This is a genomic window from Lentzea sp. NPDC004789 (assembly GCF_053601075.1).
This window is the reverse complement of the sequence record NZ_JBSGBE010000010.1, coordinates 1-14512: the sequence shown is the minus strand read 5'-3', so window position 1 is coordinate 14512 and position 14512 is coordinate 1. Positions and strand designations below refer to the sequence as shown.

11 protein-coding genes are annotated in these 14512 nt (G+C 70.4%); 10 read left to right on the top strand and 1 reads right to left on the bottom strand.

The genetic code is table 11. The features are described from left to right. Positions 1-83 precede the first annotated feature (83 nt). The 8 genes from ACWEIJ_RS22945 to ACWEIJ_RS22910 all read left to right on the top strand — a co-directional run bounded on the left by ACWEIJ_RS22945 (position 84) and on the right by ACWEIJ_RS22910 (position 9477). The gene (locus ACWEIJ_RS22945; RefSeq protein ID WP_449839249.1) at positions 84-1436 is read left to right on the top strand and encodes an aminotransferase class V-fold PLP-dependent enzyme; all 1353 of its coding nucleotides are present in this window, start codon (positions 84-86) and stop codon (positions 1434-1436) included. A gap of 19 nt (positions 1437-1455) precedes the next feature. Continuing rightward, positions 1456-2604, top strand: a complete 1149-nt coding sequence (locus ACWEIJ_RS22940) for a hypothetical protein (RefSeq protein ID WP_449839248.1) — start codon at positions 1456-1458, stop codon at positions 2602-2604. Continuing rightward, positions 2601-4148, top strand: coding sequence for an MBOAT family O-acyltransferase (locus ACWEIJ_RS22935; protein ID WP_449839247.1), 1548 nt, complete (start codon positions 2601-2603; stop codon positions 4146-4148). Before ACWEIJ_RS22940 ends, ACWEIJ_RS22935 begins: the two co-directional genes overlap by 4 nt. 13 nt (positions 4149-4161) lie before the next feature. After that, on the top strand, positions 4162-4392 hold the full coding sequence (locus ACWEIJ_RS22930; RefSeq protein WP_449839246.1) for an acyl carrier protein: 231 nt from the start codon (positions 4162-4164) through the stop codon (positions 4390-4392). Further along, a complete protein-coding gene (locus tag ACWEIJ_RS22925; RefSeq protein ID WP_449839245.1) occupies positions 4389-6386 on the top strand; it encodes an amino acid adenylation domain-containing protein in 1998 nt (665 codons plus the stop codon). Before ACWEIJ_RS22930 ends, ACWEIJ_RS22925 begins: the two co-directional genes overlap by 4 nt. Positions 6387-6431: 45 nt before the next feature. Next, positions 6432-7187, top strand: a complete 756-nt coding sequence (locus tag ACWEIJ_RS22920) for an esterase/lipase family protein (protein ID WP_449839244.1) — start codon at positions 6432-6434, stop codon at positions 7185-7187. Next, a complete protein-coding gene (locus ACWEIJ_RS22915) occupies positions 7177-8841 on the top strand; it encodes a RecQ family ATP-dependent DNA helicase (RefSeq protein WP_449839243.1) in 1665 nt (554 codons plus the stop codon). The genes ACWEIJ_RS22920 and ACWEIJ_RS22915 overlap by 11 nt, the downstream gene beginning before the upstream one ends. A 117-nt stretch (positions 8842-8958) precedes the next feature. Further along, positions 8959-9477 carry an RICIN domain-containing protein gene (locus ACWEIJ_RS22910; RefSeq protein ID WP_449839242.1) on the top strand — a complete coding sequence of 173 codons (519 nt, stop codon included), beginning with the start codon at positions 8959-8961 and terminating at the stop codon, positions 9475-9477. A 50-nt stretch (positions 9478-9527) separates the two neighbouring features. Here the strand turns inward: ACWEIJ_RS22910 and ACWEIJ_RS22905 are convergent, their stop codons facing one another. Continuing rightward, positions 9528-10220 carry a S1 family peptidase gene (locus tag ACWEIJ_RS22905; RefSeq protein ID WP_449839241.1) on the bottom strand — a complete coding sequence of 231 codons (693 nt, stop codon included), beginning with the start codon at positions 10218-10220 and terminating at the stop codon, positions 9528-9530. A 178-nt stretch (positions 10221-10398) separates the two neighbouring features. Between ACWEIJ_RS22905 and ACWEIJ_RS22900 the strand changes: the two genes are divergently transcribed. After that, positions 10399-11667 carry a hypothetical protein gene (locus tag ACWEIJ_RS22900; RefSeq protein ID WP_449839240.1) on the top strand — a complete coding sequence of 423 codons (1269 nt, stop codon included), beginning with the start codon at positions 10399-10401 and terminating at the stop codon, positions 11665-11667. Between the two features lie 96 nt (positions 11668-11763). Continuing rightward, positions 11764-14472 (top strand): GH92 family glycosyl hydrolase, encoded by a 2709-nt coding sequence (locus tag ACWEIJ_RS22895; protein ID WP_449839239.1) that lies wholly within the window; start codon positions 11764-11766, stop codon positions 14470-14472. Positions 14473-14512 lie beyond the last annotated feature (40 nt).

Here is a 14512-nt window from a genome sequence, read left to right as displayed (position 1 = left end):
GTTAGCATTCCTGCGGCTCGTACCGGGTAACCACGGTTGCACTAGGTTTCTTTCCGCCTGCCTTCACCCGCACGGAGGACGCGATGAACTTGGACCGCCGCCAATTGCTGTTCACGGCTGGTGCGGCCGGAGCAGCGCTGGGACTCGGGCTGCCCGCCACCGGGCACGCCGACCCGGAGGTCACCGGCGACGGCGAGTCGTGGCGACGTCTCTTCGTGCTCGACCGCGACCCGTTGTTCATGAACGTCGGCACGGTCGGCTCGCCACCGCGGGCGGTGCTCACGGCGGAAACGGACGAGCTCAACCGGGTGGCACGGCAGGCGGCGAGCAACTACCACGGCACGTTCCTCGACGTCCGCACGCAGGTGGCACCCGGTTTCGGTTGCGACGCCGACGAGCTGTGGATCTCCGGCAACACCACCGAGGGCGTCGGCACCGTCCTCAACGGACTCGCGCTGGGCGCCGGGGACGAGGTGCTGACCACCAACCACGAGCACCCGGCGGTGAACACCCCGCTGGCGATCCTGCACAACCGCCGAGGCGTGGTGGTCCGCCGCGTCGCGTTGCCCGTCGGCGACGACCAGCGCGCCGAGGACTACGTGACGTTGTTCGAGAAGGCCATCACCCCGCGCACCAAGGTGTTGCTGTTCTCCGCGCCGATCTTCCGCACCGGCACGATGCTGCCGATCCGCCTGCTCGCCGAGCTCGCGCAGCGGCACGGGTTGATCAGCGTGTGCGACGGGGCGCACGTGCCCGGCCTGTTCGCGTACCGGTTCCGCGAGCTCGGCGTGGACTTCCTCGCGGGCTCCGGCGGGAAGTGGCAGTGCGGACCGGCCCGCACCGGCGTGCTGTACCTGCGCAACAAGGTGCTGCCCGCGTTCAACCCCAACCCGCTGCCCGAGTTCTGGCCCTCGGTCACCTCGACGCAGGACTACCCGGACGCGGGCCTGCCGCCGCGCAGCAACACGAGCACCGCGTCCTACGACATCGCCGCGCTGCTGCAGGACGTCGGGAACCCGAGCCTGGCACAGATGACCGGCTTCACGACCGCGTGCGCGACCTGGGACCGGCTGGGCCGCAAGAAGATCCAGGACTACTCGATCGGCCTGGCGAACCGGCTGAAGGCGGGCGTCGCGCAGCGGTGGGGCGCGGGTGCGCTGTACAGCGCCAAGTCGGACCCGCGGCTGCTCTCGGCCATGACGGCGTTCAACCCGTTCGCCCGGCCGGAGGACGTGCTGGACAAGGCCAAGGCCGACGCGTTCGTCGCGCGGCTGCACGACGAACACCACATCACCATCCGGAACACGATCGTCCCGGTGATCGGCTCGCCGACACCGCACTACGCGATGCGCGTGTCGACGCACCTGTTCCACCGCCGCGGCGACGTCGACCGGTTCGTCGACGCGGCCTGGCGGCTGTCCAGGGCCATGGCCTGATCCGGCAAGGGGGGAACCGATGGCGACCGCAGTGGCGACCGAACCGCAGGACCGGACGGGCAGACCGCCCGGGAAGCGCCCGGCCCTCATCTACCTGCTCGTCGTGGTGGTGCTGGCCGGAGCCGTGTTCGCGGCCGTCGGCGTCGCCAACGCCAGGCTCAATCCGTACGTGTACGACGACAACGCCATCGCCGAGGTCGCACAAGGCATGGCCGACGGGAAGAACCTCGCCAACTACGATCCCAACCTCGACCTGCGCAAGGTCCGCAAGGCGACGATCGAGCGGATGAGGACCACCCCGGACGTCGTGATCTTCGGCGGCAGCCGGTGGCAGGAGGCGCGCTCCGAGCTCGTCCCCGGCGGGCACACCGTCTACAACGCCTTCGTCAGCAACGACCAGGTCGAGGACATGCTGGCGTTGACGAACATCCTGGACAAGGCGGGCCGGCTGCCGAAGACGATCGTGTTCAGCCTGCGTTTCGTGTCGCTGCAGGCCATTCCGGAACGCACCACCTACGACTGGAAGGGCTGGGAGTCCGACTACGCGGAGATGGCCCGCCGCCTCGGTGTTCAGCCGGTGTCCTACGCGGACAGAGCGCCGGTGCAGCAGGTGTCCGGGCAGTACTACTTCCCGGACGTGTTCAGCCGCTGGCTGCAGGTCGACGCGGCCAGGTCCGATCCGAAGCTCACCTCCGAGGCCGAGACGCAGGACCTCGACGTCATCGCCGCGGACGGGTCGCTGCACTGGTCCCGCGCCAGCCAGGCCAAGTTCACGCGGAAGTTCGTGGACAAGGCCGTCGACGGCGAGATCCTGCGCGCCGGGCCGACCCGTCCCGGCATCGACCGCGGCGCCGTCGAGCTGATGGGCAGGCTGGTCGACTGGCTGAAGGCCAAGGGGGTCAAGGTGTTCGTCGCGCAGTCGCCGTACCACCCCGACTACTGGCGGCGGATCCAGAGCTACCCGTTCGGCAAGACCCTGCGGGGCCTCCAGGCGGTCGCCACCGAGCTGCAGAACACGCACGGCGCTATCGCCTACAACCACTACGACCCGGCGGGCTTCCCGCACTGCGTGCCGGAGAACTTCGTCGACCACATCCACCCGACGTGGAAGTGCCTGCAGGACGTGTTCGCCGACATGCCCGACCTGGTGACCGGGGTGAAGAGATGACGCTGACCTTCACGTCCTACGTGTTCCTGCTCGGCTTCCTGCCGGTCGTGGTCGCGGGCCACCACCTGCTGAGCCGGGTCTTTCCCGACCAACGGCCGGCGCTGGGCTGGCTGGTGATGGCGTCGCTCGTGTTCTACGCCTTCCAGGGCTCCGGGTTCCTGGTCGTCCTCATCGGATCGGTCGTCTTCAACTTCCTCGTGGCCTGGTGGATGAGCACGCGCGAGGCCGGAAGCGGTTCGCGCCGGCTGTCACTGGCGGTCGGGCTCGTCGGCAACCTCGTGCTGCTCGGCACCTACAAGTACACCGGGTTCCTCGCCGACAACCTCAACGCGTTGCTCGGCACGCATCTCGGCAAGGTGACCGCGGCGTACCCGATCGGCCTGTCGTTCTACACGTTCATCCAGATGGGCTTCCTGATCGACTCCTACGCCGGCCAGACCAAGCGCCCGGATGTGCTGCGCTACGCCCTGTTCGGCACGTTCTTCCCGTACGTCACCGCAGGTCCGCTGGTACGGCCCAACGAGGTGCTCGGCCAGCTGGACACCCCGGTGCGGGAGCGCACCGGCACCACGCAGATCGCCGTGGGCGCGACGATGTTCGCGATGGGCCTGTTCAAGAAGGCGGTCCTCGCCGACAGCGTGGCACCGTACGCGGGCACGCTGTTCACCTTCGCCTCCGGCCACGACGACATCGGCGTGGCCAACGCGTGGCTCGGCATGCTGGCCTACGCGCTGCAGCTCTACTTCGACTTCTCCGGCTACACCGACATGGCGCTGGGCATCGGGTACGCCCTCGGCATCCGCCTGCCGCTCAACTTCAACTCGCCGTTGAAGGCCACCAGCATCATCGACTTCTGGCGCCGCTGGCACATGACGATGACCCGCTGGTTCACCGACTTCGTCTACACCCCGCTGACCGCGAACCTGATGCGGCGCAGCATGACCAAGGGCCACTCCACCGCCGTCCGGGTGCTGCTGGTGCTGTGCCTGCCGGTGATCGTCACGTTCCTGCTCGTCGGGCTGTGGCACGGCGCCGGGTGGGGGTTCGTGGTCTGGGGCGGCATCCAAGGCGTCGCGATGGCGGTGAACCTCGTGTGGCGCGAGGCCAAGCTGCGCATGCCCGGCGTCGTCGGCTGGCTGCTCATGATGATCACCTTCGTGGCGTCGCTGACCTACTTCCGCGCACCCGGCCTCGCCACCGCCAACACCGTCCTGGCGGCGATGTTCGGGTTCGGCCCGTCCGGCGCGCCGACCGGCCAGTTCTTCGGCACCACCAACCTCTTCGGTGCGATCACCGTGACGCCCGTCGTGCTGTGGGTGCTCGCGCTACTGGCGATAGCGGTGTTCTTCCCGCGCAACACCCAGCAGATCCTCGGCCGCCACGAGGTGGGCCTGCCCGCCATCGCCCAGCTGCCGGACAAGCCGTCGAAGATCCGCCTGGACTGGCAGCTCAACCTGCGCTGGGCCCTGCTCACCGGTGCCGCCGCGGCGACCGCGCTCGTGTTCGCCGGCGGTCCGTCGCCGTTCCTGTACTACCGGTTCTGAGGGGAGCCGAACCATGACGTTAGCCGAGGTGTTCGCCGAGGTCTTCGAGGAGCCCGCGGACAGCTTCACCGACGAGTCCGACCAGCAGACCGTGCTGAACTGGACCAGCATGCGGCACGTCGCGCTGCTCGTCCGGATCGAGAAGGCGTTCGGCACCCGCTTCACCAACGCCGAGATGGCCACCATGCGGTCCATGGGCGACATCCGCGACGCGTTGTCCCGCAAGGGAGTCGACGCGGCATGACCGTCAGGTTGCCGCTGGTCGCCGATCCCGCCACCGTGCGGGACCCGGTGACGTGCAGACGCCACCGGGAACTCCCCGAGGCCGTCCGCCAGGCGTTGACGAGCCACGACGTGCCGCTGCACGTCGTGCTGGCGACCGCGTTCGCCCGCGTGGTCGCCGACTGGTCCGCCCAGTCGCAGGTCCACTTCTCCGTCCCGCCGGACCGGACCGTCATCGTGGACGTGGATCCGCGACGGTCGTTCCTCGACTGCGCGCGCGACGTCCACGCCCAGCTCCCGGTGCCCGCTTCGGCGTTCGCCATCGGGACCTGGCTGGTCCACCGCGTCGAGGACGGGCTCACCTGGGACACCGCCGACGCGCTGTTCGCGGCCGGCGTGGTCGACAGCATGATCGCGGCGCACGAGACCCTGTTGCGCACCCTGGCCGAGCGCCCGTCGGCGTGGCTGGGACCGGCACCCGAGTGCCTGCCGCCTGACCAGCTCCGCCTCCGCGAGAAGGTCAACTCGACCGGTCACCCGTTCGACGACCTGCTGCTGCACGAACCGTTCTGGGAGCAGGCGGCCAGGACCCCGGACGCGGTGGCGGTCACCGGTTCGCGCTCCCTCACCTATCGCGAGCTCCGCGCAGGCGCCGCGCGGCTGGCGAGCCGGGTGCGCGGGCACCGCATGGTCGCCGTGATCATGCGCAAGGGCTGGGAGCAGGTGCCCGCCGTGATCGGCGCGCTGGCCGGCGGTGCCGCGTACGTGCCGATCTCCCCCGACCTTCCCGCCGAACGGCTGCACCACCTCCTGCGGCACGCGGAGATCACCCTCGCCCTCACCCAGCCCGACGTGGTGGAAGGCCTGCCGTGCGAGCACGTCGAGGTCGACGCCGACGTGCTGACCGGCGAGGAGCCGGCCGTCGAGCGGCCGCGAGCTCCCGGCGATCTCGCCTACGTCATCTACACGTCCGGCTCGACCGGTCTGCCCAAGGGCGTGATGATCGACCACCGCGGCGCGCTGAACACGGTCCTCGACGTCAACCGGCGCTTCGGCGTCGGCCCGGCCGACCGGGTGTTCGCGCTGTCGTCGCTGAGCTTCGACCTGTCCGTCTACGACATCTTCGGCCCGCTCGCCGCCGGTGGCGCCGTCGTCGTGCCGGGGCCGGGAACCGAACGCGCGCCGTGGGAGTGGGCCGACCTCCTGGCCGAGCACGGGGTCACCGTGTGGAACAGCGTGCCGGCCCTCGTGGAGATGCTGGTCGAGTACAGCGCGGGCCGCGAGCTGCGGTTGCCGGACTCGCTGCGGCTCGTGCTCATGAGCGGTGACTGGATCCCCGTGTCGCTGCCGGACCGCATCCGCGCACTGTCCACACCGGACATCACGCTGATCGGCATGGGCGGTGCCACCGAGGCGTCGATCTGGTCGAACCTCCACGAGATCGGCGAGGTCGACCCGAGCTGGCCGAGCATCCCCTACGGCACGCCGTTGGCGAACCAGTTCTTCGAGGTCCTCGACCCCGCCCTGCGCCGCAGGCCCGACTGGGTGCCCGGCGAGCTGCACATCGGCGGCCGCGGCGTCGCCATGGGCTACTGGCGCGACCCGGAGAAGACCGCCGCGTCCTTCATCACCCACCCGGTCACGGGTGAACGGCTGTACCGCACCGGCGACCTCGGCCGGTACCTCCCGGACGGCAACCTCGAGTTCCTCGGCCGCGAGGACTTCCAGGTCAAGATCAACGGGTTCCGCGTCGAGCTCGGCGAGATCGAGGCCGCGCTGCTCTCCCACCCGGACGTGACCGGCGCCGTCGTGGTCGCCACCGGCAGCCGCGGCGGCAAACGCCTCGTCGCCTACGTCACCCCGGCCCGGGCCGACGCGGACACCCTGCGCAGGCACCTGGAGGCCAAGCTGCCGCCCTACCTGGTCCCGGAGCGGATCACCGCGCTCCCCCGGTTCCCGCTCACCCACAACGGGAAGGTCGACCGCGCCGCACTGCCTGACTGCGCCCAAACGTGATCCTGTCCTGGGTTTGCCCGCGCCCCGCCGGGCTAACTCCCGACCATGAACCTGCAACTGCTGGCGCGCGAACACGTGGCCGTCGCCGCCCTCACCATCCCGCGCCTGCTGCGTCACGCCGTGTGGCGGGACGCGAACCCCCACGAAGGCGCCGGTCTGGGCGTGGTGCTGGTGCCCGGCTTCGGCGCGAACGACTTCAGCCTCACGTTCGCGACCACCTGGCTGCGCGACCGCGGTTACGTGCCGGCGGGAGCGGGTGTCGGGTTCAACGTGGGGTGCACGTCGAAGCTGGTGGACCGGATCGAACGGCGGTTGGAGGAGCACGCGGAGGCCACCGGTGGCCCGGTGGTGCTGCTGGGGCAGAGCCGGGGTGGCGGGCTCGCCCGGCTGGCCGCCGCTCGCCGGCCGGACCTGGTGTCCGGGCTCGTGATGCTGGGCAGCCCGGTGCTCGACCCGCTGGGCGCCCACCCGCACGTGCTGCTCGCCGCACGGGCGCTCGCCAGGCTGTCCGAGCTCGGCGTGCCGGGCCTCATGACCGCCGACTGCCTCGGCGGCACCTGCTACGAGGACAACGTCCGGGCGGGCACGGCTCCGCTGCCGTCCGAGCTGCCCGCGTTGTCGATCTATTCCAAGTCGGACGGCATCGTGCCGTGGCGGCTTTGCCTGGACCCGTCCGCCGAGTGCGTCGAGGTGCACAGCACCCACACCGGCATGGGCCTCGACCCCGACGTCTTCCTCGCCCTGCGCCCGCGCCTCGCCGCGTGGGCCGCCCAGCGCTACGACCTGCGCCATGCCGGATGACGACGACCTGCCCAGAACAGAGGAGCTGCCCAGAACGGACGAGCTGCTCAGCACGGCGGAGGAGGTCTTCGGCTGGACCGAGCTGCGTCCCGAGCAGCTGCTGGCCATGCGGCACCTCCTCGACGGCCGGGACGTGCTGGTCGTCATGCCGACCGGTGCCGGGAAGTCCGCCATCTACCAGGTTCCGGCGATCCTGCTCGACGGGCCCACCGTGGTCGTGTCGCCGTTGATCGCCCTGCAACGCGACCAGGTCACCTCGCTGCGGGCCACCACCGCGCCGCCGGCCGCCGCGATCAACTCGGCCCAGCCGGCGCAGGCCAACGAACGGATCTGGCGGGAGTTCGCCGAGGACCGCACGGAGTACCTCTTCCTCGCGCCCGAGCAGCTCGCGAACGCCGGCACGCTGCACCGGCTGCACCAGGCGCGGCCGTCGTTGTTCGTCGTGGACGAGGCCCACTGCGTCTCGGCGTGGGGGCACGACTTCCGGCCCGACTACCTGCGGCTGCGGCACGTGATCGACCGGCTGGGTCATCCGCCGGTGCTCGCGCTGACCGCCACCGCGAGCGGTCCGGTCCGCGACGACGTCGTCGAGCACCTCGGCCTGCGCGACGCCACGGTGATCGTCGCCGGGTTCGACCGGCCGAACCTGCACCTGGCCGTGCGGTTCTGCACCGACGCCGACGAGCGCGGGCGGATGGTCGTCGACTGGGTGGCCGAGCGGGACGGACCCGGCCTGCTGTACGTGCCGACGCGCAAGGACGCCGAACGGTACGCCGCCGAGCTGGCCGCACGGGGCGTGGCCGCAGCCGCGTTCCACGCCGGCATGAAGGCCGACGACCGCAGACGGGTGCAGGACGGCTTCGCGCGTGACGAGTTCGCTGTCGTCGTGGCCACCTCCGCGTTCGGCATGGGCATCGACAAGCCGGACGTGCGGTTCGTCGCGCACGCCGCGACACCGGGCTCGCTGGACGCGTACTACCAGGAGATCGGGAGGGCGGGCCGCGACGGGGAACCTGCCGAGGTGATCCTGTTCCACCGTCCGGAAGACCAAGGGCTGCAACAGTTCCTGGCCGCCCGCAGGCTCGACCGCGAGTGCGTGCACGAGGTCGCCGCGGCGGTGCGACGCCGGCGGGCCGGGCTCGCGATCACCGACCTGGCGCGGCGGCTGGACCGCTCCCGCCGCAAGGTCACCGCTGTGGTGAACCTGTTGGAGGGCGCGGAGATCGTGCGCACCGACCACGACCGCGTGTGGTACCGGGAAGGCGCTCCCCCGCCCGCCAAGGCCGTCGCCGCGGTCGCCGGGCAGGCCGAACGCCAGGCGCGGCGCGACCGTTCCCGGGTCGAGGTGATGCACCAGTACGCCGAGGCACGGGACTGCCGCCGCCGGTTCCTGCTCGGCTACTTCGGACAGCAGCTCGACGAACCGTGCGGCAACTGCGACATCTGCGACGAGGGTGGGTCGACCAGGGGTGGTGGCCACTCGCCGAACGTCGTGGTGCGCCACGAGCAGTGGGGCCGCGGCACGATCGTGCACCAGGAGGCCGACCGCCTGATGGTGCTGTTCGACGACGTCGGCTACAAGACGCTGTCCCTGGCCGCGGTCAGCGAGACCGGTGTGCTCGTGCGGGACGACGGCCGGCCGCTGTCCGGCTGACCGCTGTCCGGTACCGGCCATTGGCCGCTAGTTCCCTTATGTGGCAACGCATCCGCTGCCTAGCGTCTGCGGCGCCCCAGTCGGGGGAACCATCCACAGCAGTTGGGAGTGCCACGCATGCTCACCAGACTCGCCCGCGGCGCCGCCGTCGCCGGCCTGACGATCGCCGCGCTCGCCGCGACCATCGCACCGGCCTTCGCCGCACCGGGCGCGTTCTACGCCGAGATGATCAACCGCAACAGCGGCAAGTGCGCCAACGTCGCGCACGGGTCGGACGACAACGGCGCCTGGATCCAGCAGTTCCACTGCGACCACACGCCCGCGGCGAAGTTCCTGTTCATCCAGAACCGGGACGGCTACTACGAGATCCAGAACCAGAACAGCCACCGGTGCATCGACACCGAGTACGGCTGGAGCGGCAACGGCGCGCGCACCCAGCAGTTCAACTGCAACGGCAGCCTCACCCAGCAGTGGCAGCTCGTCGACCTCGGCAACGGCTACCACAACATCGTCCAGCGGGCCGGCGGCCGGTGCATCGACGTGCCGTACGGCACCACGGACGACTGGGTCCCGCTGCAGCTCTGGAACTGCGTGGCCGGCTCGGCACAGGAGCAGTGGCGGCTGAACATCGGCTGACCGAACGGACAGCGCCGCGCACAGCTGTGCGCGGCGTTGTCCTCACGTGACTACCGGCCGCCGGGGCGGATGCCGGTGGTCTGCTGGATCCACGCGGCCCGCTGCGGGATGTTCTGGTACGCCACGGTCAGCCGCGACGGGTCGCCGCCACCGCCGACCGGTCCCGTGCAGGTGCCGATCTCCTGGCCGTTGTAGGTCATCGGGCCGCCGGAGTCGCCGAAGTAGGCCTGGCCGTTGATCGGGGCGCCGTTGATCGTGCCGCCGACCGCGACCACGCGCAGGTTCGCGGTCTTGATCGACTGCGCGAGCGGGCCGCCCGGTGCGGAGATGCCGCCCCAGCCGTAGATCTGCACGGTGGCGCCCATCGGCGGGGGTGTGGCGGCGTAGGGCAGGTAGGTGCCTGGACCGGCGGACGAGGCCAGCTTCTTCAGCGCCACGTCACCGTTGGTGTAGTCCGACACGACCCGGATGCTCCGGCCCTGGCCGAGCCGCTGGCTGCCCACGCGCACGCTGCCACCGCGGCCGCAGTGGGCGGCGGTGAGCACCCACAGCGGGCCGATCACCGAACCCGAGCAGAACCCGCCGTCGACGCTGACCTGCGCGCCCCAGGGGGCACCGCCTTCTGGCACGGTGCCGCCGCCGATGATGTCCGGTTGCACGTCGCTCGCCTGGGACTGAGGGACGGTGCCGAGGCCGGCGAGCAGGGCGGCGCCGACGATCACGCTCATCAATTTGAGCCGCATTTACCTTCTCCTGGAACAGGAAACGGGGGCAGGGACACCGCGGCGAATGCGTCCGAGAACTGACGGGCCCATTGTGCGCACATCGCGGCCGGTGGCGACCGATCCGAAAATCCGAGAAAGCCCGTACGCCCGAACGGCCTCATGCCCTGACCGCCGGAACACCAGTAGCGTCCCGGACATGAGACGACTGCTCAGTGTCGCGTTGTCGTTCGCTCTCGTCGTCGCGGCCGCACACCCCGCCGCCGCCACCGACGACGAGTCACCGTTGCCGGGCTACACGATCAGCAACCCGCCGCTCACACCGGCTGTGGTCGGTGGCAAACCGGCGACGGTCATCCAGGGCGTGCACAGCCACGCGGGCTATGTCATCGAGGTCCCGCCGAACTGGAACGGCCGGTTGGCCCTGTGGGCCCACGGCTATCGCGGCACGGGCAAGGTGCTGACGGTCGACGCCCCGCCGTACGGGCTCCGGCAGCGCTGGCTGGACGAGGGCTACGCGTGGGCCGCGTCGTCCTACTACGACAACGGTTACGACGTGAAAGCAGGCGTCACCACCACTCGCGAGCTCGCGACGTTGTTCGGCCGGAAAGTGCAGCGGCCCAAGAAGGTCTTCCTGGCCGGCGTGTCCATGGGCGGGCACGTGATCGCCCGCTCGCTGGAGCAGTACCCGGGCTTCTACGCCGGTGCCCTGCCGATGTGCGGCGCGCTCGGCGACCACGAGCTGTTCGACTACTTCCTGAGCTACCACCTCGTCGCGCAGGCGTTGACCGGTGTCCACGCCTACCCGCCGCCGGCGGACTACCTCACCGCCGTGGTGCCGCGCATCGAGCAGGCGCTGGCCGGCCACGACGACCAGTTCCGCGCCATCGTCACCACCCTGTCCGGTGGCGCCCGGCCGGGCAGCGCGGCGGCGTACGCGTACTGGCAGGACTTCCTGTTCAACCTGGTCACCTCGCCCGCGAGCGACAGCCTGGCCGAGAACCCGCTGCAGATCGCCACGAACATCACCGCCCGATACCGGCCGAACTCGCCGGTGAACGTCGACCGGTCGGTGCAACGGGTCCGGGTCGCGAACCCCGTCGCCCGCTACACGCCCGCGCTCACCCAGATCCCCGCGGTGCTGGGCCTGCCGAGCGCGCCGGTCGTGACGCTGCACGGGGTCGGCGACCTGTTCGTGCCGTTCTCGATGGAACAGGACTACCGCGCCGACGCGGCCCGGTTCGGCCGCACGGAGCTGGTGGTGCAGCGGGCGATCCGCACGGTCGCCCACTGCGAGTTCTCCCCCGCCGAGGTCGGCGCCGCGTGGCGGGACCTGACCTCCTGGGTGGACGGGGGCAGGCGGCCGGCCGGGGACGACGTCCGCCGCACCGACGACCCGAAGTTCGGCTGCCGCTTCACCGACCACGACGCCACCGGCGGCACGAGGGGGCTCTTCCCCGCCTGCTGACAGAGGTCCACGCGCTGTTCCCTGCGAAGTCCGGCGTGTCACGATCTCGGTCCCGCGCGTGTTCTGACAACGTTGTCTACCCGAGGAAGGAAGGTCATGTCCGGTTCCCTGCACCGATCCGCAAGACGTTCGTTTCCCCTGCTCGTCGCCGGTCTGCTGGCCGCGGGCGTGGTCACCGCCACGCCCGCCGCGGCCGCGACGCTGAACCTCACGCAGCACGTGAACCCGTTCATCGGCACCGACAACAGCAACTCGCCCAACCCGGTGCCCGGCGGCGCGGGCGGCAGCACCTATCCCGGTGCCGTGGTCCCGTTCGGCATGGTGCAGTTCAGCCCAGACACCCCGACCGCCTCGCCGTCCGGTTACCGCTACAGCGACACGAGCATCGAGGAGTTCAGCCTCACCCACTTCAACGGCGCGGGCTGCCGGAACAACGAGGACCTCGGCATCCTGCCGGTCACCGGCGCACTCGCCACCTCCCCCGGCACCAACTGGACCGCCTACGCGGGCGCGTACACGAAGGCCAACGAGGCGGCCGCGCCCGGCTATTACAAGAACCGGCTCGACACCTACAACACCGGCGTCGAGCTCTCGGCCACCAAGCGCACCGGTCTGATGCGGCTGACCTACCCGAGCACCACCACCGCACGCGTCCTGGTCAACGGCAGCCGCAGCGCCACGGGCAACCGCAGCGGGTCGCTCGCGATCAACGGCCGTCAGCTCACCGGGACGTTCACCGGCGGCGGCTTCTGCGGTTCGGCCAAGACCTACCAGCTCTTCTACGCCATCGAGTTCGACCGCGCGCCGACCGGTTTCGGCACCTGGCTCGGCGACGCGGTGACCGACGGGTCCGCGAGCACCAGCGGCGTGAACTCGGGCGGCTACCTCACGTTCGACACGTCGGCGAACCCCGTGGTGCAGCTCAAGGTCGGCCTCTCGTTCGTCAGCGTCGCGGGCGCGCGGGCGAACCTGACCGCGGAGAACCCGGCCTTCGACTTCCCCGGCGTCAAAGCCGCGGCCGACACGGCGTGGAACGACGTCCTCAACCGCGTGCAGGCGACCGGCGGCAGCACCGCGGACCTGCAGAAGTTCTACACGGCGCTGTACCACGTGTTCCAGAACCCCAATGTGGCCAACGACGTCAACGGCCAGTACCGCGGCTTCGACCAGGCGGTGCACACGGTGACCCACACCGTCTACCAGAACTACTCTGGCTGGGACATCTACCGCTCGTGGGCCTCGCTCATCGCGTTGCTCGCACCCGCGGAATCCAGTGACATCGCCAAGTCCATGGTCCTCGCCGGACAGCAGGGCGGGCTGCTGCCCAAGTGGTCGCACAACAGCAACGAGCACTTCGTGATGACCGGCGACCCCGGCCCGATCATCGTGTCGAGCCTGTACGCGTTCGGCGTGCGCGGTTTCGACACCACGGCCGCGCTGACGTTGATGGACAAGAGCTCCAACGGCGGCACCACCCAGGGCCAGACGATCCGCGGGCGCCAGTCCGGTTACCTCAGCCGCCACTACGTCACCGAGGACCCGTCGGACTCCCTGGAGTACTCGGCGTCCGACTTCGCCGTGGCGCAGTTCGCGAAAGCTGTTGGCGACACGGCGAAGTACAACACCTACATGACCCGCGCGCAGTGGTGGTCCAACGTGTACAACCCCGAGTCCGGCTACGTGCAGAAGCGCAACGCCGACGGGTCGTGGGCGTGGCCGGTCACCCCGGCGAGCCCCACCGGGTACACCGAGGGCAACGCGTCGCAGTACACGTGGATGGTGCCGTGGAACTACGGCAGCCTGATCACCCTGATGGGCGGGCCGAAGACGGCGATCCAGCGCCTCGACCACCACTTCACCCAGCTCAACGGCGGCCTGAGCCTGCCGTACTTCTACATCGGCAACGAACCGGAGCACGGCGTGCCGTGGGCGTACCACTACGCCGCCCACCCGCAGGGCACGAGCGCGGCGGTGCGCCGGGTCATGACCGAGTCGTTCACCACCGCGGCCGGCGGCCTGCCCGGCAACGACGACCTCGGCGCCACCTCCGCGTGGTACGTCTGGGCCGCACTCGGCCTGTACCCGCCGACGCCGGGCTCGGACGTGCTGGCGTTGCACGGGCCGTTGTTCGGCTCGATCACGGTGTCCCGCCCCGGCGGCATGCTGCAGATCAACGGCACGGGCGCCGGGCCCGCCGCCCAGTACGTGCAGAGCTTCGCCCGCAACGGCGTGGCGTCGAGCCGGACGTGGCTGCGCTACGCCGACATCGCCGGCGCCACGACGCTGAACTTCGGCATGGGCACCACGCCGAGCAGCTGGGGCACCGGCGCGGCGGACGTGCCGCCGTCGTTCACCGACGGCTTCACGCCCCCACCGCCCGCGCCCGCCCTCGGCCCGAACCTCGCGCTCGGCAAGCCCGCCACGGCGTCGGCCCCGTGCAACGCGAACGAAGCCGCGGCCAAGGCGTTCGACGGCAGCCTGACCGGCAAGTGGTGCTCGCTGGCAGCCGGCACCAAGTTCCTGCAGGTGGATCTCGGTTCGGCGCAGAACGTGTCGTCGTTCGTGCTCAAGCACGCCGGGCTCGGCGGTGAGAGCACGGGGCTCAACACCGGTGCGTACGCGATCCAGACGTCGCTCGACGGAAGTGCCTGGACGACGGTCGTGGACGTGTCCGCGGTGCGCGCCAGCCGCGGCTACCACCCGATCACGCAACGGCAGGCGCGGTACGTGCGGTTGAACGTCACCACGCCGGCGAACAACGGCAACACCGCCGCGCGGATCTACGAGTTCGAGGTCTACCCGTAACGGCGTGGGGCCGCGAGCAGGCCATTTTCCAGATCTGAAT